The sequence below is a fragment of the Pseudomonas sp. 37 R 15 genome, assembly GCF_900004865.1.
Classification (GTDB): domain Bacteria; phylum Pseudomonadota; class Gammaproteobacteria; order Pseudomonadales; family Pseudomonadaceae; genus Aquipseudomonas; species Aquipseudomonas fluorescens_AM.
Window position 1 is genome coordinate 138914 of sequence record NZ_CVTV01000046.1, and the last position, 20172, is coordinate 159085.

Below are 20172 nucleotides of genomic sequence, written 5' to 3' on the forward strand. Positions count from 1 at the left end.
TATGCCCTTGCGCCTTGCGCTGCTTTTACTGGTTACCGGTCTCGTGGCCGGTTGTGTTTCATCGGGCCACGATAGCCCTTTGCAAACCGACAAGGGGCGTGAGGCGGCGCGAGTGGCGTATGTGCAACTGGGGCTGGGCTATCTGCAACAAGGCATGAGCGAGCAGGCCAAGGTGCCATTGAAGAAGGCCCTGGAGCTGGATACCGACGATGCGGATGCCAATGCCGCGCTGGCGCTGGTTTTCCAGGCTCAGGCCGAGCCCGAGTTGGCTGATCGCTATTTCACCAGGGCGCTGGCTTCCCGTCCTGGCGACGCGCGGTTGCTGAACAACTACGGCAGTTTCCTGTTCGAGCAGAAACGTTATGAACAGGCAGCCGCTTATTTCCGCCAGGCCAGCACCGACACTCTTTATCCCCAGCGTTCGCGCATCTTCGAGAACCTGGGGGTGACTTCGATCCACCTGGGACAGCGCGAGCTTGCGCGCCAGCAATTGGAAAAAGCCCTGCACCTGAACGCTCGCCAGCCACGCGCTTTGCTTGAAATGGCTGAGTTGTCCTACGAAGACAGGCATTATGTGCCGGCACGTGACTATTACGAGCGTTTCAGCCTGCTCAGCGGGCACAATGCACGTAGTCTATTGCTCGGTGTGCGCCTGGCGACGGTTCATGAAGAACGCGACACGGCCGCACGTTTTGGCCAGCAACTCGAGCGACTCTATCCCGGTACGCCGGAATATCAGCAATACCTGTCGGAGCAATGATGAAAGCCGCGCACCCGGAAGTTGTAGCAGCTAATCGCGTAAACCCAGGCGACACCTTGCGTGAGGCCCGCGAAAGCAATGGTTGGTCGCTGGCGCAAGTGGCCCTCAAGCTCAATTTGACCAGCACCTCCCTGGCCAACCTGGAAGCTGGCGCGTTCGACAAGCTGCCGGGGCACACGTTTGCCCGAGGCTATATCCGCGCTTATGCCAAGTTGCTGGGTATCGACCAGACCGTACTGGTCCAGCAGTTCGACCAGTTCACCGGCACCGACTCCCAGGGCAGCAATGTGCATGGCCTCGGGCGTATTGAAGAGCCAACCCGGGTGTCCCACACGATCCTGCGCATTGTCAGCCTGTTGCTGCTGATTGCCGTGATCGGGGGTGGCTTCGTCTGGTGGCAGGACCAGACTTCCCAACGCAATAAAGACCTGACCAGCAACGCGCTGGAGCACGTCGAAGTCGAGAGCGCCGACGGCACCACCCAGATTCATCCACTGGATGAGCCGGAAGACCAGGCAGTCGTCGAAGGACAAGCTGCGCCGCAAACGCCAGCCATCGCCGAACAGCCTGCTCCAGAAACCGGCAGCGCACCTGCTGCAACTGCCGCCGTCCCCGCTCCGGTTCCAGCAGCACCCGCCGCCCAGGCCCAGGTTCCCGCAGCGCCCGCTCCGGCCCAGGCTCCAGCGCCAGCCACACCGGCTGCGCCTGCGATTTCGCCGCCCACCACCCCCGCGTTGATCGCCGGTGACGGGCGCGTACAGATCACCTTCGTCGCTGACTGCTGGACGCAAGTCAGCGATGGTAATGGCAAAGTGCTGTTTAGCGGTCTGAAGCGTAAGGGAGATACGCTTGATCAGGGCGGCAAGCCTCCTTTGACGCTGCGTCTGGGCTTCGCCCGTGGCGCGCAAGTGGCCTACAACGGCCAGCCTGTGGACGTGGCGCCGTTCACCAGTGGCGAGACCGCTCGCCTCAAGTTGGGACAATAGTCATGCACGGCGAATCTCCAATCAAACGTCGCGTATCGCGCAAGATCTGGGTCGGCTCGGTGCCGGTGGGCGGCGATGCCCCCATCGCGGTGCAGAGCATGACCAACAGCGACACCAACGATGTGGCCGCCACGGTCGCCCAGATCAATCGTCTGGAAGCGGCCGGCGTGGACATCGTGCGGGTGTCCGTACCGGACATGGACGCTGCCGAAGCCTTTGGCCGTATCAAGCAATTGGTCAAGGTGCCGCTGGTTGCCGACATCCACTTCGACTACAAGATTGCGTTGCGCGTAGCCGAACTGGGTGTGGACTGCCTGCGGATCAACCCGGGCAATATCGGCCGTGAAGACCGTGTGCGCGCCGTAGTCGATGCGGCCCGTGATCGCGGTATTCCCATCCGCATCGGGGTCAACGCCGGTTCGCTGGAAAAAGACCTGCAAAAGAAATACGGCGAGCCTACCCCGGCGGCGCTGGTCGAGTCGGCATTGCGTCACGTTGAACACCTGGAGCGCCTGAATTTCCAGGACTTCAAGGTCAGCGTAAAGGCTTCCGACGTGTTCATGGCCGTAGAAGCCTACCGCCTGCTGGCCAAGGAAATCGTGCAGCCGCTGCACCTGGGCATCACTGAAGCGGGCGGTTTACGCTCAGGCACAGTGAAATCTGCGGTGGGTCTCGGTATGCTGCTCGCCGAAGGGATTGGCGATACCATCCGCATCTCCCTGGCGGCAGACCCCGTAGAGGAAGTGAAAGTCGGCTACGACATTCTCAAATCCCTGCGTTTGCGTTCCCGTGGCATCAACTTCATTGCCTGCCCGAGCTGCTCGCGGCAGAACTTCGACGTGGTGAAAACCATGAACGACCTGGAGTTGCGTCTCGAAGACCTGCTGGTGCCGCTGGATGTCGCGGTGATCGGTTGCGTGGTCAATGGACCGGGGGAGGCCAAGGAGGCGCATGTGGGCTTGACCGGCGGTACACCTAACCTGATTTACATCGACGGCAAACCGTCGCAGAAATTGACGAATGACAATCTGGTGGATGAGCTGGAAAAGCTGATCCGCGAGAAAGCGGCCGAAAAGGTCGCCGCTGATGCAGCGCTGATCGCTCGCGGCTGATTGAACGAATTTAAGGATTTGATGTGAGCAAGTCTCTGCAAGCCATTCGTGGCATGAACGACATCCTGCCGGAGCAGACGCCACTGTGGCGCTATTTCGAGGCCACGGTCGCGCGTCTGCTGGATAACTACGGTTACAAGCAGATCCGCATGCCGATCGTCGAGTTCACCGAGCTGTTCAAACGCTCCATCGGTGAAGTGACCGACATCGTCGAAAAAGAGATGTACACCTTTGAAGACCGTAACGGCGACTCCCTGACCCTGCGTCCGGAAGGCACCGCGGCTTGCGTTCGCGCTGTGCTGGAGCATGGCATCACCGGTGGTGGCCAGACCCAGAAACTGTGGTACATCGGCCCGATGTTCCGCCACGAGCGCCCGCAGAAAGGTCGCTATCGCCAGTTCCACCAGATCGGTTGCGAAGTGTTCAACCTGGACGGTCCGGACATCGACGCCGAGCTGATCGTCCTGACCTGGCGCCTGTGGGGCCAGTTGGGCATCCGCGATGCGGTCAAGCTTGAACTCAACAGCCTGGGCACCAGCGAGTCCCGCGGACGCTATCGCGAAGCCCTGGTCGAGTACCTGTCTGCCCACCTGGACAAGCTGGACGAAGACAGCCAGCGCCGCCTGAAGACCAACCCGTTGCGCGTACTTGATACCAAGAACGCCGATACCCAGGCCGTACTGGTCGGCGCGCCGAAAATGGCCGATTACCTGGACGAAGAATCGCGCACGCACTTCGAGGGCCTCAAGGCTCGCCTGGATGCGGCGGGTATTCCCTACGTGATCAACCCCAAGCTGGTGCGCGGCCTCGATTACTACAGCAAGACCGTGTTCGAATGGGTCACCGACAAACTCGGCGCTCAGGGCACGGTGTGTGCCGGTGGTCGTTACGACGGCCTGGTCGAGCAAATGGGTGGCAAGCCGACCACGGGCGTAGGTTTCGCCATGGGCATCGAGCGGCTGATCCTGCTGCTCGAGACCCTTGAGCAAGTGCCGCAAGAGATTTCCCGCCAGGTGGACGTGTATCTTTGCGCTTTTGGCGAGGCCGCCGAACTGGCTGCCTTGGCCCTGAGCGAAAAGGTGCGTGACCAACTGCCGAACCTGCGTCTGCAAATCAATGCCGGCGCGGGCAGCTTCAAGAGCCAGTTCAAGAAGGCTGACAAGAGCGGCGCGTTGTATGCGCTGATCCTCGGCGATGACGAGTTGGCCCAGCAAGTGATAGGTTTCAAACCCCTGCGTGGCCAGGGCGAACAACAGAACATTGCCTTTGATGCGCTCGCTGCGCACCTGGCCACCTGCGTCGTGCAGGGTTGAAGCTGTCGAACAGCCGAATTTAGCGATTAAGGAGTATTGGGGTGTCGAGTACTGATGATGAGCAACTGGCCGAGTTCAAGGACTGGTGGCAGCGTAACGGCAAGCCCCTGGTTACTGGCGGTCTGCTGGCTTTAGTGGTGGTGTTCGGCTGGCAAGCCTGGACCAAATATCAGGCCAACCAGTCCCAGGGCGCCTCGATTGTTTATCAGCAATTGCTGGAAACTACCCTGACGCCGGACGGCAAGCCGGACCCTGCCCGGGTGGCAGACCTGGCCGGCAAGCTGAAGAACGAATTTGGCGGCACGACCTACGCCCAGTACGGTAGCCTGTTCGTCGCGAAAGTCGCGGTCGACACCGGCAAGCTGGATGATGCAGCCACTGAGCTCAAGGCCATTGCCGACAAACCGACCAACCCGACCCTGGGTGAAATCGCACGTCAACGCCTGGCACAGGTATTGGCGGCACAGAACAAGGCTGACGAGGCACTCAAACTGCTCGACGGCGATGCTGACAAGGCATTTGTAGCCACTCGCGAAGAGCTCAAGGGCGACCTGTTGGTCCAATTGGGTCGTACCGACGAAGCCAATGCTGCGTACCAAAAAGCCAAGGCGGCGCTGTCTGATGAAGCGGCGGTCGGTGGCTTACAAATCAAGCTGGACGACTTGGCCAAAGGGGATGCGTGACGTGATCCGTTGGAAACATGCAGCATTGCTGGCTCTGGCCGTTCTGGCCGCGGGTTGCAGCAGCAACAGTAAAAAAGAACTGCCACCTGCGGAGCTGACCAGCTTCAAAGAGGAAGTGGTCCTGCAAAAGCAGTGGAGCCGCTCCATCGGTGACGGTCAGGGCGAAACCTACAACATGCTGGTACCGGCAATCGACGGTGACAACATTGTGGCCGCAGACGTAACCGGCATCGTGACCTCCATGGATCGAATGACCGGCGACGTGAAGTGGAAGAAAGACCTTGAACTGCCTGTCTCCGGCGCCGTTGGCGTGGGTTACGGCATGGTCATGCTCGGCACGCTCAAAGGCGAAGTCGTGGCGCTGGACTCCAGCACCGGTGAAGAGAAATGGCGCGCTCGCGTGACCAGTGAAGTGCTCGCACCGCCTGCCACCAACGGCGATATCGTCGTGGTGCAAACCCAGGATGACCGTGTGATCGGTCTGGACGCCAGCACCGGCGAACAGCGCTGGTTGTACGACAGCACCCCGGCGGTGTTGACCCTGCGTGGTACCAGTGGTCCGATTGTGACCAACAATCTGGCCGTTGCCGGGCTGTCCACCGGTAAAGTGGTCGCCCTGAATACCCAGAACGGCGTGCCGGTCTGGGAAACCCGTGTGGCTATTCCGCAAGGTCGTTCCGAGTTGGATCGGGTCGTGGATATCGACGGCGGCCTGTTGCTGTCCGGCGAGACCCTCTATGTCGCCACTTATCAGGGCCGTGTCGCGGCACTGGACCTGCAGAGCGGCCGGGTCAACTGGCAGCGTGATGCGTCCAGCTACGCCGGTGTCGCCCAAGGGTTTGGCAGCGTCTACGTGAGCCTGGCGTCCGGCACCGTTGAAAGTGTCGACGAGCGTTCCACCACTGCGCTGTGGAGTAACGACTCCCTGGCTCGCCGCCAACTGTCGGCGCCGGAAGTCTTCTCCAGCTACGTAGCGGTAGGTGACTTCGAAGGCTACCTGCACCTGCTGAGCCAGGTGGACGGTCGCTTTGTAGGTCGCGAGCGGATCGACAGCGACGGCCTGCGTGCGCGTCCGCTGGTGGTGGGTAACATGCTTTATGTGTATGGCAACAGCGGCAAGCTGGAAGCCCTGACCATCAAGTAAAGGTTTGACTATGCTTGGGGTAATCCCCCAGGCGGCCTTGTTTCAATGCTCTCTGTAGGAGCGAGCTTGCTCGCGAGGAACGTCAACGATAACGCGGGCTTGCTGAGTTAACGCGTCGTCCTTGGGTTTTTCGCGAGCAAGCTCGCTCCTGCAGTGGTGGTGTCAGAGCAGGGCATGTGGCATTCAAATGCCGCCCCGAGCACCAGCCGCTGCCCTGCAGCGGCTTTTGTATTTTCTGAAATAACGAAGTGGAGAGCCGCATGGTTCCCGTAATCGCCCTGGTGGGTCGACCTAACGTCGGCAAGTCCACCTTGTTCAACCGCCTGACCAGGACTCGCGACGCCATCGTCGGCGACTTGTCCGGTCTGACCCGTGATCGCCAATACGGTGAGGCAAAGTGGCAAGGGCGCTCCTACATTATTGTCGACACCGGTGGTATCTCCGGTGACGAACATGGCATGGACGAAAAAATGGCCGAGCAGTCGCTGCTGGCCATTGAAGAAGCCGATGTCGTGTTGTTCCTGGTGGACGCCCGCGCGGGCTACACCGCTGCCGACCAGATGATTGGCGAGCACCTGCGCAAGCGCAACAAGCGTTCCTATCTGGTCGCGAACAAGATCGATAACATCGATCCTGAGGCGGCCCGTGCCGAATTCAGCCCGATGGGCCTGGGCGACGCGATCCCGGTTGCCGGCGCCCACGGTCGCGGCATCACGCAGATGCTCGAAATTGCCCTCAGCACCTTTCCCAAGGATGACGATGAGGAAGAAGAGGGTGAGGAGGAAATCGTCGCCGAAGGCGAGGAAGCCAAGCGCATTCCTGGCCCGAGCGAAAAAGACGGTATCAAGATCGCCATCATCGGCCGCCCTAACGTCGGCAAGTCGACCCTGGTCAACCGCATGCTCGGTGAAGACCGGGTAATCGTCTATGACGAACCCGGCACCACCCGCGACAGCATCTACATCCCGTTCGAACGTAACGAGGAAAAGTACACGCTGATCGACACTGCCGGTGTGCGCAAGCGCGGCAAGATCCACGAAGAAGTTGAAAAATTCTCCGTGGTCAAAACCCTGCAAGCGATCAAAGACGCCAACGTGGTGATCTTTGTGATGGACGCGCGCGAAGGCGTGGTGGACCACGACCTGAACCTGCTGGGCTTTGCCCTGGAAGCCGGTCGCGCCCTGGTGATCGCGATCAACAAGTGGGACGGCATGACGCCGAGCGAGCGCGATTTCGTCAAGATCGAGTTGCAGCGTCGCCTGTTCTTCGTTGAGTTTGCCGATATTCACTTCATCTCGGCGCTGCACGGCACCGGCGTGGGCAACCTTTACGCCTCCGTACAGAACTCGTTCAAGTCTGCGGTCACGCGCTGGCCGACCAATCGCCTCACCCAGATCCTGGAAGACGCGGTGGGCGAGCACGCGCCGCCGATGGTCAACAACCGCCGCATCAAACTGCGTTACGCCCACCTGGGTGGTGCCAACCCGCCGATTATCGTGATCCACGGTAACCAGATCGAGAAGGTGCCCAAGTCCTATGTGCGTTACCTGGAAAACACCTACCGCCGTGTCTTGAAGCTGGTCGGTACGCCGATCCGTATCGAGTTCAAGGGTGGCGAGAACCCATACGAAGGCAACAAGAACACACTGACCGACCGTCAGGTGAACAAGAAGCGTCGTTTGATGACTCACCACAAGAAGGCCGACAAGAAGCGCCGCGACAAGAAATAACGGCCGCTTCGAGTTGTAAGCTACAAGCTGCAAGAGAGGGCGCCGTTGGCGCCCTTTTTTGTGCGCGGCGGTTTGCCCCTTGACCCGCTTGCAGCTTGCAGCTTAAAACTTGCAGCTCACCCGAAGGGGGCTCCCATGATCACCAGCAAGCTGCCGAATGTCGGCACGACCATTTTCACCAGCATGTCGCAGTTGGCGGCCGAAACCGGCGCAATCAACCTGTCCCAGGGTTTTCCCGACTTCAACGGCCCTCAAGACCTGCTCGACGCCGTGGGCCGGCACGTCGCCAACGGCCATAACCAATACGCACCGATGAGCGGCTTGCCCGCGCTGCGCCAGCAGGTGGCGGAAAAGATCGCCCGCAGTTACGGTGTCAGCGTCGATGCGGATCTTGAAGTGACCATCACGCCCGGCGCTACCCAAGGCCTTTTCTGCGCTATCCAGGCGGTTATCCGCACCGGTGACGAAGTGATCATCTTCGACCCTTGCTACGACAGCTACGCACCCTCGGTGGAGCTGGCCGGCGGGCGATGCGTGCATCTGCAGTTGGGCTTGCAGGATTTCAGCCTGGATTTGGAGCGCATCAAGGCCGCGCTGTCGCCGCGCACGCGCATGATTGTGCTCAATACACCGCACAACCCCAGTGGCGCGCTGGTCAGCCGTGAGGAACTGGACCAGTTGGCCGAGCTGATTCGCGGCCGCGATATCTATCTGCTCAGCGATGAAGTGTACGAACACCTGGTGTTCGATGACGTGCCCCACGTCAGCGTGCTGGCCCACGAGGAGCTGTACGCGCGTGCGTTCGTGGTCAGCTCGTTCGGCAAGACGTATCACGTCACGGGCTGGAAGACCGGCTATGTGGTTGCACCGCCGGCCCTCACTGCCGAGCTGCGCAAAGTGCATCAATACGTCAGCTTCTGTGGCGTGACACCGTTGCAGTACGCGCTGGCCGATTTCATGGCTGAGCACCCGGAGCACGTTGATGCGCTGCCGGCGTTCTATCAAGCCAAGCGCGACCTGTTCTGCCAGTTGCTGGCGCCGTCGCGGTTCAGCTTCAGCCCATCGGCGGGGACTTACTTTCAACTGGTGGATTATTCCCGGATCCGCCCGGACCTGGATGATGTCGCCATGTCCGAATGGATGACGCGCGAACACGGCGTGGCGTCGATTCCGATCTCGGTGTTTTACCGCAACCCACCCCAAGGCCAGCGCCTGGTGCGCCTGTGCTTTGCCAAACGCGAGGAGACGCTGCAACGAGCAGCGGAAAAACTATGCGTGATTTGAGTGCCTTGCCGAACCTGAACGTTGCCCTGATCCAGACCACCCTGGCGTGGCACGACCGCCAGGCCAACCTTGAGCATTTCGAGCTGCTGCTGGAGCAGGCCAACGGCGCTGACCTGATCGTATTGCCGGAGATGTTCACCACCGGCTTCTCCATGGAATCGGCCGCTCTGGCCGAACAGGAAAACGGCCCGACTCTGCGTTGGCTTCAAGCCCAGGCGGCGAAATACAACGCGGTGATCACCGGCAGTGTGATCATCCAGGCGGCGGACGGCAGCCACCGTAACCGCCTGCTCTGGGCGCGCCCCGACGGTGAGGTGCTGCATTACGATAAACGCCACCTGTTCCGCATGGCCGGTGAACACGACCACTACACACCCGGCGAGCGTCAGGTGCAGTTCGAGTTGAAGGGCTGGCGTATCCGCCCGCTGATTTGCTACGACCTGCGCTTCCCGGTGTGGAGTCGCGATGCCCAGGACACCGACTTGCTGCTGTACACCGCCAACTGGCCGGGGGCGCGGCGCCAGCACTGGAACCGTTTGTTGCCGGCGCGGGCCATCGAGAATTTGTGTTATGTGGCAGCGGTTAATCGAGTCGGCACGGACGGCAAGGGCTTTGCCTACACCGGCGATAGCCAGGTGTTGGATTTCCAGGGTGAGACATTGCTGAGCGCGGGGGAGGCTGATGGGGTATTCCAGGTGATTCTGAATGCAGCGGAGTTGGCGGCGTATCGCACCAAGTTTCCGGCGAATCTGGATGCCGATAGCTTTCAGTTTGTCTGACAGGCCGCCATCGGGGGCAAGCTCCCTCCCACATTTGAAGGTATTCACAAGTCAAAAAGTGGGAGGGGGCTTGCCCCCGATGAGGCCATCACCACCACCATAGCCCAAAGTAAAAAGGCCCCTGGATTCTCACCCAGGGGCCTTTTGCTTGTGCCGATAACGCTTACGCCGCCTTCGCTTCCTGCTGGCTCAACGAGCGGTTCAGCGCACTGAACAGCGCCTTGAAGCTTGCGGTGGTGATGTTTTCATCAATCCCCACGCCATGCACCGGACGCTCGCCATTCACGCGCAGTTCGATGTAGGCCGCCGCCTTGGCGTTTGTGCCTGCGCCAATCGCATGTTCGTTGTAATCCATGATTTCCACGCCGATCGGCAAGCCGGCCACCAGCGCTTCCAGCGCGCCATTGCCTTTGCCTTTCCAGTGCAGGTTGGTTTCGCCCTGGCCCTTGCCGGAGACTTCCACTTCCACATGGCTGTTGCCGTTCTCTTCCTGCAGGCGATGGCTGACCAGCGCGTACGGGGTGTTGGCCTGCAGGTATTCACGTTGCAGCAAGGCGTAGATCTGCGGCGCGGTCATCTCAAGGCCGACGCGGTCGGTCTCGGCCTGTACCACCTGGCTGAATTCGATCTGCATGCGGCGCGGCAAGCTGATGTCGTATTCCTGTTCCAGCAGGTAGGCAATGCCGCCCTTGCCCGACTGGCTGTTCACACGGATCACCGCCTCGTAGCTGCGGCCGATGTCGGCCGGGTCGATCGGCAAGTACGGCACTTCCCACAGCGCATCGTCTTTCTGCTGGGAGAAGCCTTTGCGGATCGCGTCCTGGTGGGAGCCGGAGAACGCGGTGTGCACCAGGTCGCCGACATACGGATGACGTGGGTGCACCTGGATCTGGTTGCACTCCTCGACGACTTTGCGCACGCCGTCGATGTCGGAGAAATCCAGCTGCGGGTCGAGGCCCTGGGTGTACATGTTCAGTGCCACGGTGACCAGGTCGACGTTACCGGTGCGTTCGCCGTTGCCGAACAGGCAGCCTTCGACACGGTCGGCGCCGGCCATCAGGCCCAGCTCGGTGGCGGCCACGCCAGTGCCACGGTCGTTGTGGGTGTGCAGGCTGATGATCACGCTGTCACGACGGTTGATATGGCGACCGAACCATTCGATCTGGTCGGCGTAGATATTCGGCGTGGCGCATTCCACGGTGGCCGGCAGGTTGAGGATCATCTTGTGCTCGGGCGTCGGGTTCCACACCTCGATCACCGCGTCACAGACTTCCTTGGCGAACTCCAGCTCCGTGGCGCTGAAGGTCTCGGGGGAATATTCGAAGGTCCACTGGGTTTCCGGCTGCTGCGCGGCGTATTTGACGAACAGCCTGGCGGCGTTGACCGCGATGGCCTTGATGCCGTCCTTGTCCTGGTTGAAGACAATGCGGCGAAACGACGGCGACGTAGCATTGTACAAATGCACGATGGCCTTTTTGGCGCCGCGCAGGGATTCGAACGTGCGCGCGATCAAGTCTTCACGGCCCTGGGTCAGCACCTGGATGGTGGTGTCCTCGGGGATGTGGTTGTCTTCGATCAGGGTGCGCACGAAATCAAAATCGGTTTGCGATGCGGCCGGGAAGGAGGCTTCGATTTCTTTCACGCCGACCGCGACCAGGGTCTTCCAGAAACGCAGCTTTTTCGCGGCGTCCATCGGCTCGATCAGCGACTGGTTGCCATCACGCAGGTCGGAGCTGCACCAGATTGGCGCGGCGGTGATGGTTTTCGACGGCCAGGTGCGGTCCGGGATATCGATGGTCGGGAACGCGCGGTACTTCGAAGACGGGTCTTTGAGCATGCTCATCGCAAAATCCTTTGTTGTAGGGCCGAGAAGAGGCGGCCTGCCGATTCACTATTATTGGGGGGCGACGCTTGGGGCGAGACAGATCGATTCAGCCTGGCAGTCGTGCGCTGACGAGGCACAGGCTGCGGTGCTGGCGGAGCTGAATGAGGGTGTGAGAGGTTTTCATAAGCCCAACCCTAATCGTGGGCAAGGCAGATGGCAAGTGATCTTGAAAAATCGATAGGATTTCTCCATTTTGTTATATTTTGAGAAATTTATTGTCAGCTTTATAAATTTTCTTTGGTTTTATTGCCGAGCCTTCTTGAGGTGCACAATTTAAAGAACGAGCGTCGAGGGCGCGCGCTCAGCAGCGTGGTGCAATGGTGAAGGACTCACCATTGCCTGCCGTACTTGCAGCGATGCTCCTTCAGGTGATTTTCTGAAAGGCTTGATAGTCTCCGGCCGTGTGGCTGCCCGTCACGACGCGTCCGGGGTCTTTCGGGATTGATGGACCGCTGATGGCAATGCTCTTGTTATAGGTCGTGGCCGGGTACACGCCTATCCCTACGCCACCGCTGAGTTCGGCCAGTCCTGGAACGTTTCGGGACGTATTCATGTGAGCCCTGCCTACCAGGGCCAGCACTTTTTCGCCGGGTTTGCGTCTCTGCATGATGCGCGTTGCGTAATAGTTGAATTCCTGCAAACGAGTCACGCCCTTGTCATTGTCGCCGATGTCGCGATAGAAGCCCGGCATGTCCTCCCGTCGAGTCAGGAAGCGATGGTCCAAGGCTCTTATCGCTATACCGTTTTCCTGGGCGAGACTGGTTAATTCCAAGAGTGTCGGCGACGCCCCGGGCGGGCGGCCACTGCCCATTCCAGCAGGCACGACTTGGCCCGCGGCGTTGGTTTGGACATTTTCCAGATAGATGGCTTTCACGCCGGCGTCTTTGAGGGTTTGCATGTTCTCTTTAAGCAGTTGAAAGCTGGCGATTTCGTTATGGCTCTCGCCCAGCACCACAACGTCACTGATCTGATAGGCATCCTTAAGGAGTCCAGCGGGCGATGTGTTGGGTGCCAGGTCAAGGCGAGGCGGGCGTGGCGGCATTTGTCCCCCTGCGGTCATAGCGTGGTAGAACCGTTGTGCATCTCGCCTGAACCAATGCCTGGCCACTGGCAGCGACTTGGGGGTGAAGTCGGCTTCCAACAGTTGACCGTTGTTGCGGCTGAGGTATTCGGTCTCGGGCAAGGCTTTTTTGACTGGCGTCTCTGCTCCCTGAGTCGGTGCTCCTCCCCGTAACGCATTCAGTCGCCATTCGCCGTTTCCAGCCGATTGCAGGGACGCCACGATTCGGCTCCCCCTGGGCGCTGTCAACGGGGCGTTGGGATCAACAATATTGACTTGTCCGCTGCGGGCGTGAAATACCGAGTCGATCTGGTAAACCCCATTCGTGCCGGTGCTGTCGGTAAAGCGTACGTACCAGTTGTCGTCAACGTTATAAGTACCATCAGGTCTCAAGGGGCGGCCACTGATGATCTCGCTGGGCACGGTAAACGCGCTTAAATCACGGCTTGGCAAGGCGACGGTGGTGGGGGTGTGCGAACCGATGCTGGCAATGCCACTGCTGGTGCCGGCGAGCGCGGGCGCCGCTGGTATGACTGGAGCAGTTAACGCCCTCGAGCCCGCCTGTGGGGTCAGTGTGCCCGCTGTCGTTGACGCTCTGAATACCGGACGCATCGGCGCCGCGCGAACATTGTAGATACGCGATCCCGCCAGAGTGAAGTCGCTGTAGATCGCGCGTGCCAGGCCGGGCTTTTTGATCAGGTGCGGCAAGATTCGGCTATTGGCGCGTAACGCGGTGACGCCGGCCTTGCCCAGACGAATCCCGGTGGATATCCCTTTGCCGGCCACCGGTATCAAGTCCGCGAAAATCAAGGCCACTTCAATGCCGAACTCGATTTTGTTGAGTTTTGATTGCTCTGCGACCTCGGCGCTGCTCACGGACTGGTGATCAGCTCGGTCGATCATCATCTGTACATGTTGTTGGTACAGATGATCCTGAGCATTGGCGTTGATGGGCTCAAGGCTCAAAGCGCCGCCCAATAGCTTGACCGATGAGATGACCAGCTTGGGGTCTATCATCTTCATTGGGTTGTAGGCGCGCTTTTTAAGCGCGTCCTTGAACTCCTCAATTTGATCCTTGCTGACCGGTGATTTTCTTTGCGCAATATAGGATGCCCATTCGCCCTTGGCCAACAGGGTGTCCAGGCTCTTGTGGTCAGCCACCTCACGAAAGGTGATGCCGTCAGGCGCTTTGGGGGTGTAGAGCACCAGTGACGCGTCGCTCTGGTTGCCGATCACCATCACGCCCTGCACCGCCAGCCCACGGTGGATAAGGCTGTTGGCAACAATGGTTTTCCCATCCACCTGGGGGCGCGTTGCAGGATCGGGGTGCTCCACCACCGCATCCACCCATTGCGCCGCACGCTTGGTGCTGGTGTCTTCGATTGCCGGTTCCGCGTAGGCCTCGGGATTAAGCTCTGCGAGAAACGCCTCTTTAGTCTGGGTGGCTTTCAGGCTGTCTTTCCAAGCCGTACGCAATTGCGCAGCGCTGCCCGACTCGGCATCAGTGGTCATCTCGCGTTTCAGCAGTTTGACGTATTCACCCCCGACATCAGTGACGCTGACCAGTTTTTTGAGGTCGTCGGTGCCCAGGGTTACCGGATTGCCCGCCAGATCGAGGACGGGGTTGCCTGTGGTGTCAACGAGCGGCAGGGTCATTTTTACATCGGTGAACGTGCCTCTCTCCACGGCTGGAAAGCCGCTGGGGTTCTTCAACGCCAGGTCTGTCAGGCTTACGCTTTGCTGGTTCGCGTAGAGAGGCTGGCCGGTTCCCCTGCCGCCCTGGACACCGGTCCGGGTGCGCACCTGAACCATGAGCTTATCGGCATCGATGTGTGCATTCGGGTATTGCTGCTTGATGGCGGCATTCATCCGCTCACGGGAGAAGCGCGGCAGTGAAGGGATTTTCTCCAGCAGCGGAGTCAGCTTGTCCAAGCTTTTTTCTTGCTCCTCTTCCAGGCGCGTGAAAAACGCTTCTTGCAGCGGATTCAGATTTTTTAACCACTCGGGTTGGTATTTGTCTGCCAGTTTGGCATCGCGAGCCTGCATGGCGTTGGTGCCATCAAGCAGATAAGACGCGTCGGCCGTATCGTCAATGCTCTGGAGTGAGGCGCTGTCGGTGAGTGGATTGATGCCGTCAGCGGGTGCCAGGGCTTTGCTCAGGTGGGTGTCGATCTCTGCCTGCTGACGTTTGAGCATCCAGGGTATGGCGTCTGCCAGTACATCCCCTGATGACGGCTCGACACTGCGCATCAGGTCTTCCCCGGTAAACGAACCAGGCCGGTTTTGCAGTGAGGGTGGCAGGGTCTGCAGTAACAGCTGCGCATCGGTTGCGCCTTGATCCAGGCGGTTGGCCAAGGCCTGGCGTGCCTGGGCCGGCGTGGCAAACTCTTCGAAACCTTCGCCGGGTGTGTAAAGCACCACCGGGCCATTAGCCTCGTTGAGCGTAAAGGTGCGCCCATTCGGCCAAGTCGGCGGGCTGCCATGGGAGCCGTCATTGTGGGTGATGAGAAATGCGCCGGCCAGCATCGCGCCGCGTTCTGTCTTGTTATCGACAGTCACGGGATATACGCCCAGGCGAGCGCCATGGGCGAATTTCTTTTCCCGGGCAGCCAAGGTGGGATAGCGCAGCGCGTTGTCGATCAGCTCCTTGCTTTGCGCACTCAGGGTGCCGTCGGCCACACGCAGCGCGGCCAGGATCGACAATTGTTTTTTATGCAGGATCAACAGATGGTCTTTTGGCGACAGCTGCAGTTTCGGCTCCCCCTCCGCTTGCCCGGGCGTACTCCAGAATTCTTCAAGTGCCTGGGGATATTGCGTGGCAATGCTTCGGGCAATCGATTGCAATGAGCTTGACGTAAGGGCGGGTGTTCCAGGTTCGTCAGCGGTTTGTCGCGTAGCAAATTCGGTGCGTATGTTGCGCTCAGGGCGCATCAGCGCGTTCGGATTGGCCAGGATTTTTTTCACCATTCTGGCCAACGCGGTCATCAGGGGTTCGGAAGATTCCGGCGACTGAGCGTCACCGCCGACGCGGTAGCGGTCGAAATACAGAAGGTGGGCATCGACAGGCCTGACGTCCGGAAACGCTTTTTCAAGCTGTGTCTGTACAAATGTTTCAAACTTCGGCTGCCTGCTGTGTAACCGTTGCATGTCTTCAGTCAGAAGACCGTGCTCAAGGCTCAGCGCTAATTGCTTGGTGGGCTTGAAATGCTTCACCAACTGCGCGTACCGCATTTTGGCGGGGTTCATGGCATACGAGTTGGGCGCGGCCGGGCTGTCTGGGGCATAGCTTGAGGCGGGCGCAGGTTCTTGTGCGGTGAAGGCGGGCGTTGGTAAAGCGGGGGGTGATACAAGGGGCGCAAGGGTGGCGGAAGAAGTCGAGGAGAGTGGCTGATGCCGCTCTGATAGCGGTGGGGTAAGGGAGAACATAGAGTGAGTCTCACTGGATTTGGATGTCCATGTGTCAGTTCATGCTCATTACGCTCCGTGTAATTCGTTGATTGGGTGAATATCGGGCATCAGACAGTTCCTGCCGAAAGTGTAAGGCGATGGCAGCGCATCGCATTGAATGTCACGCAGTGGAGGCGCCGGACAAGAGGGGCAGCTCTCGCCGGCGCCCAACGACTGACACGCCGGTCAGGGCTGAAACGCACCAATGAAAATGGCCGGATCAACCCGCGCGTCGTTCAGGCTGACGTTCCAGTGCATATGCGGGCCGGTTGCCCGACCCGTCGAGCCGACCTTGCCCACGACCGCGCCACGCCCCAACTGGTCGCCGACTTTCACGTCAATCTTCGACATATGGCAGAACATGCTGATAAAGCCCTGGCCATGGTCGACGAACACGGTGTTGCCGTTGAAGAAGTAGTTGCCGGTCAGGATCACCTTGCCAGCCGCCGGCGTCTTGATCGGCGTACCCGCGCCCACGGCAAAGTCCAGTCCCGAATGAGGATTGCGCTCCTCACCATTGAAGAACCGTCTTACCCCAAACTTGCTCGACAGCGGCCCGTTGACCGGTTTGTCCAGCAGCAGGTTGCTCGGTGTGTTCGGGCTGAAACTGCGGTAGGCCTTGAGCTGCACGGCCAGTTCGCCCTCGATGCGCTTGAGTTGCGCCGGTTGCGGGTTGACCTGGCTTTTGTTCTTCAAGGTGATGCGCTGCTCGGGGTATTTCTTGAAGCCCACCACGAACGGCAGTTGTCGCGCGCCACTGGTGATGCGTTCGGTGCCGGGCTTGACCGTCAGCGGGATGCCCACAATCGCCAGCCAGGTGTTTTGTTCCTTCACCACCAGCACCGGCCTGTTGAGGTAGGTGGCCTTGGGCGCGGTCGCCGCCGTGCCCAGGTCCACGACAGCGACGCCACCGGGCACCGGCTTGTTCAGCAAGCGGGTGATGTAGCTGTCGGCATGGGCATTGAAGGTCAGGCAAACGAGCATCAACAAGCTGAGAAAGCGTGGCATCGGTCAATCCAGTAGCGAAAGGGTTACGGGTGTCAGGTGGTTGTCTTCCACCCGTACTTGCAATTGGCCCTCACCGAGGCGTGCGGTCAGGCGCTGGCCGGTGTGGGTTTGCGCGGCGTTGCGAATCGCCTGGCCACGCTCGTCGAGCAGGATGCTGTAGCCACGGCCCAGGGTGGCCAGTGGGCTGACCACGTGCAGCGTCTGCACCTGGCTTTGCAGCTGCAGGCGCCGCGCCTTGAGACCTTCGCGCATGGCGCGGGGCAGGCGTTCGGCGAGGCTGTCCAGGCGCTGGCGCAGCAGGGCCAGTTGACGGCCCGGATGTTGGCCGGCGAGGCGGGTTTCCAGGCGAATCAGGCGTTCGCGACGGGTAGTGAGGCTGCGCTCGAAAGCGCGGCGCAGGCGCATGTCCAGGTCATCCAGGCGCTGGGCCTGCTGGCGCAGACGTTCGCCTGGGTGTCGCAGGCGTCGGGCCATGCCCTCCAGGCGCAAGCGATCATGGCGCAGGCGGTTGTGCATCAACAGCACCAGGCGGCGCTGCAGGTTTTCGACCTGGCGCACCAGGTGACTGGCGTCCGGTGCCAGCAGTTCAGCGGCAGCGGACGGGGTAGGGGCGCGCACGTCCGCCACGAAGTCGCTGATCGATACATCGGTTTCATGGCCGACCGCGCTGACGATGGGCGTGACACAGGCATCCACCGCGCGAGCCACGGCTTCTTCGTTGAAGCACCAGAGGTCCTCCAGCGAGCCGCCGCCACGGGCCAGGATCAGCGCGTCGAAACCGCGGGCGTCGGCCAGTTTCAATGCACGCACAATCTGCGCGATGGCCTCGCGGCCTTGTACGGCGGTCGGGATCAACGTCAGTTCAATGTTCGGCGCGCGGCGGCGGAATACGCTGATGATGTCGCGAATCACCGCGCCGGTCGGCGAACTGATAATACCGATGCGTCGAGGGTGCGCCGGCAATGGCACCTTGCGCTCGGCACTGAACAGGCCTTCGGCGCTGAGCTTTTCCTTCAAGGCATCGAAGGCCAGGCGCAACGCGCCATCACCGGCCGGCTCCACGGTGTCGAGGATCAATTGATAGTCGCCACGGCCCTCGAACAGCGAGACCTTGCCGCGCACTTTCACCGCAAGGCCATCCTTCAACGCCTGGCGCACCCGCGCAGCGTTGTTGCGAAACAGCGCGCAACGCACCTGGGCGCCGCTGTCCTTGAGGGTGAAATACACGTGGCCGGAAGCCGGGCGGGCGAGGTTGGAGATCTCGCCTTCCACCCAGATATTGGTGAACACGTCTTCCAGCAGCACCCGCGCGCGGCCGTTGAGCTGGCTGACAGTCAGGACTTCGCGGTCCAGGCCCAATCGGGCAAAAGGATCTTTAATCATGGGCGGCAGTTTATAGGCATTCGTGCCAGGTTTGACAGAACTGCTCCACCTGCGTGCGCCTTCGCGCTGGCGCAATGCTCACGGATGACTAAAGTGTCGGCATTCTCTTTCAAGGAATTACCCATGAGTCCGGTTGAGCTGATGAGCCAGTGGTCGTTTGGCGCGGTTGAGTGGCTGGTGATCGGCCTCGGTATCGTTGTGGCGTATATCGTTTTCGGTATCGCCGGCTTCGGTACGGCGTTGGTGGCAGGGCCTGTGCTCATTGTGTTCATGCCGTTGTCGAAGATCATACCGCTGTTGGTCTTGCTCGATTTTGTCGCCGCCTTCGGTGGCCTGCTGCAAACACGTCGGGATGTCAGCAAGCCGGAGTTGCTGCGACTGCTGCCGTGCATGGCCATCGGCTGCACCTTGGGTGTGGTGTTTTTGCTCAACCTGCATTCCGACTTGCTGCTGTTGTTGATGGGGCTGTTTATCAGTGCCTACGCGGTCTACAGCCTGGCGGTGAAGGCGCGACCTGCGCAATTGGCGGCGGGCTGGTCGATTCCCATGGGCACGGTCGGCGGCTTGTTTGGTGCGCTGTTCGGCAGCGGCGGCTTTTTATATGCGATCTACCTGAACAGCCGTCTGTCCAAGGAGGCGGCGCGGGCCACGCAAAGTGCGTTGATCAGTTGCAGCACCGTGGTGCGCCTGAGCCTGTTTCTGATTGCCGGGGTGTATGCCGAATTGCCGCTGCTGATGTTGGCGCTGTGCCTGTTGCCGGCAATGGCGCTGGGCTTGTGGTGCGGGCGCCGGCTGACGATGCGGATGTCCCGCGAGGCGTTTGTGCGGTTGGTGACGTGGCTGGTGCTGGCCAGTGGGATTGCGTTGATTGGACGGTATTTGAGTACTTGACCTGTGTGGGGCAGGGATTAAGCTGCCAGCCTTCAGGGCGCCATCCGGGGCAAGCCCCCTCCCACAGTTGACTGTGTTCACAATTCACAATGTGGGAGGGGGCTCGCCGCCGATGACGTCAGCAGCCCCACCGCAGGACTCCCATGAATTCCCAAAGCATCCTTGTCCCGAAAATCTCCACCTTGCCCGTCCACGAACCCCGCGCCCGGGCAATCGTGCGCTGGCTGGTGCGCAAGAACATCATCAAGGAACAGCTGACCACCTGCGGCCGCACCGGCAACCGCATGGCCTACGCCCTGGCCGACGGCGCCCGCGCGGTGGTGCTGCACCCTGAAGCGCTGCCGTTCAACGAGCCCGTCAATGGCCTTGAAATCATCTACAAACGCTGCATCTACACGCCGGCCAAGGGCTTTCTCGAAGAAGCCGGCTGCCCGGAGTGCCTGAAGGAAGTCGGCGAAGCGCTGTTCGAAAGCCTGGAAGACTGGATGCCCGGCCACACCGACAACTTCACCTGCCCGCTGTGCGGGCATGAAGATGACATCAACGGTTTTCTGTTCCTGCAGGCGTGCGGGTTTTCCAACCTGGGGTTTATCTTCAACAACTGGGCGGAGGCGGGGTTCAAGCAAAGTTTTATCGATGAATTTGCCGATTGGCTCGATCAAAAAATGAGTTGGGTCAAAGTCGAACTGTAGGCGCGAGCTTGCTCG

Annotated in this window: 15 protein-coding genes; 11 read left to right on the plus strand and 4 right to left on the minus strand. The window is 60.3% G+C overall.

The annotated features are described in order from the left end of the window. The first annotated feature begins 1 nt into the window (after position 1). The 9 genes from pilW (at position 2) to BFQ04_RS13545 (ending at position 9791) form a co-directional block, all read left to right on the plus strand. A complete protein-coding gene (pilW, locus tag BFQ04_RS13505) occupies positions 2-760 on the plus strand; it encodes a type IV pilus biogenesis/stability protein PilW (RefSeq protein WP_065951252.1) in 759 nt (252 codons plus the stop codon). Next, the gene (locus tag BFQ04_RS13510; RefSeq protein WP_065951253.1) at positions 760-1746 is read left to right on the plus strand and encodes a RodZ domain-containing protein; all 987 of its coding nucleotides are present in this window, start codon (positions 760-762) and stop codon (positions 1744-1746) included. The genes pilW and BFQ04_RS13510 overlap by 1 nt, the downstream gene beginning before the upstream one ends. Before the next feature lie 2 nt (positions 1747-1748). Beyond that, positions 1749-2858 carry a flavodoxin-dependent (E)-4-hydroxy-3-methylbut-2-enyl-diphosphate synthase gene (gene ispG, locus BFQ04_RS13515; RefSeq protein WP_003175952.1) on the plus strand — a complete coding sequence of 370 codons (1110 nt, stop codon included), beginning with the start codon at positions 1749-1751 and terminating at the stop codon, positions 2856-2858. Between the two features lie 23 nt (positions 2859-2881). After that, a complete protein-coding gene (hisS, locus tag BFQ04_RS13520; protein WP_065951254.1) occupies positions 2882-4171 on the plus strand; it encodes a histidine--tRNA ligase in 1290 nt (429 codons plus the stop codon). A gap of 41 nt (positions 4172-4212) precedes the next feature. After that, positions 4213-4854 carry a YfgM family protein gene (locus BFQ04_RS13525; RefSeq protein WP_065951255.1) on the plus strand — a complete coding sequence of 214 codons (642 nt, stop codon included), beginning with the start codon at positions 4213-4215 and terminating at the stop codon, positions 4852-4854. Then, positions 4847-5998 carry an outer membrane protein assembly factor BamB gene (gene bamB, locus BFQ04_RS13530; RefSeq protein WP_065951256.1) on the plus strand — a complete coding sequence of 384 codons (1152 nt, stop codon included), beginning with the start codon at positions 4847-4849 and terminating at the stop codon, positions 5996-5998. The genes BFQ04_RS13525 and bamB overlap by 8 nt, the downstream gene beginning before the upstream one ends. Positions 5999-6258: 260 nt before the next feature. Further along, complete coding sequence (der, locus tag BFQ04_RS13535; protein ID WP_057723953.1) at positions 6259-7728, plus strand: ribosome biogenesis GTPase Der; 1470 nt, start codon at positions 6259-6261, stop codon at positions 7726-7728. Positions 7729-7863: 135 nt separating this feature from the next. Further along, positions 7864-9012 carry a pyridoxal phosphate-dependent aminotransferase gene (locus BFQ04_RS13540; RefSeq protein WP_065951257.1) on the plus strand — a complete coding sequence of 383 codons (1149 nt, stop codon included), beginning with the start codon at positions 7864-7866 and terminating at the stop codon, positions 9010-9012. Further along, a complete protein-coding gene (locus tag BFQ04_RS13545) occupies positions 9000-9791 on the plus strand; it encodes an amidohydrolase (protein WP_065951258.1) in 792 nt (263 codons plus the stop codon). The genes BFQ04_RS13540 and BFQ04_RS13545 overlap by 13 nt, the downstream gene beginning before the upstream one ends. A gap of 163 nt (positions 9792-9954) precedes the next feature. On the opposite strand, the gene leuA is transcribed toward BFQ04_RS13545, so the two are convergent. The 4 genes from leuA to xseA form a co-directional block, all read right to left on the minus strand. After that, positions 9955-11634, minus strand: a complete 1680-nt coding sequence (gene leuA, locus BFQ04_RS13550; RefSeq protein WP_065951259.1) for a 2-isopropylmalate synthase — start codon at positions 11632-11634, stop codon at positions 9955-9957. 406 nt (positions 11635-12040) lie between these two features. Next, positions 12041-15982, minus strand: coding sequence for a membrane-targeted effector domain-containing toxin (locus BFQ04_RS13555; protein WP_256544582.1), 3942 nt, complete (start codon positions 15980-15982; stop codon positions 12041-12043). 387 nt (positions 15983-16369) lie between these two features. Continuing rightward, entirely contained in the window at positions 16370-17191 is an 822-nt protein-coding gene (locus tag BFQ04_RS13560) for a peptidoglycan DD-metalloendopeptidase family protein (protein ID WP_065951261.1), read from the minus strand. A 3-nt stretch (positions 17192-17194) separates the two neighbouring features. Continuing rightward, positions 17195-18574, minus strand: a complete 1380-nt coding sequence (gene xseA, locus BFQ04_RS13565) for an exodeoxyribonuclease VII large subunit (protein ID WP_065951348.1) — start codon at positions 18572-18574, stop codon at positions 17195-17197. Positions 18575-18697: 123 nt separating this feature from the next. Here xseA and BFQ04_RS13570 point away from each other — a divergent pair, with 123 nt between their 5' ends. Both BFQ04_RS13570 and BFQ04_RS13575 read left to right on the plus strand, forming a co-directional pair. Then, entirely contained in the window at positions 18698-19465 is a 768-nt protein-coding gene (locus BFQ04_RS13570; protein ID WP_065951262.1) for a sulfite exporter TauE/SafE family protein, read from the plus strand. A gap of 143 nt (positions 19466-19608) precedes the next feature. After that, positions 19609-20157: a sugar ABC transporter ATPase gene (locus BFQ04_RS13575; RefSeq protein WP_065951263.1), complete on the plus strand. Its 549-nt coding sequence runs from the start codon at positions 19609-19611 to the stop codon at positions 20155-20157. Positions 20158-20172: the final 15 nt, after the last annotated feature.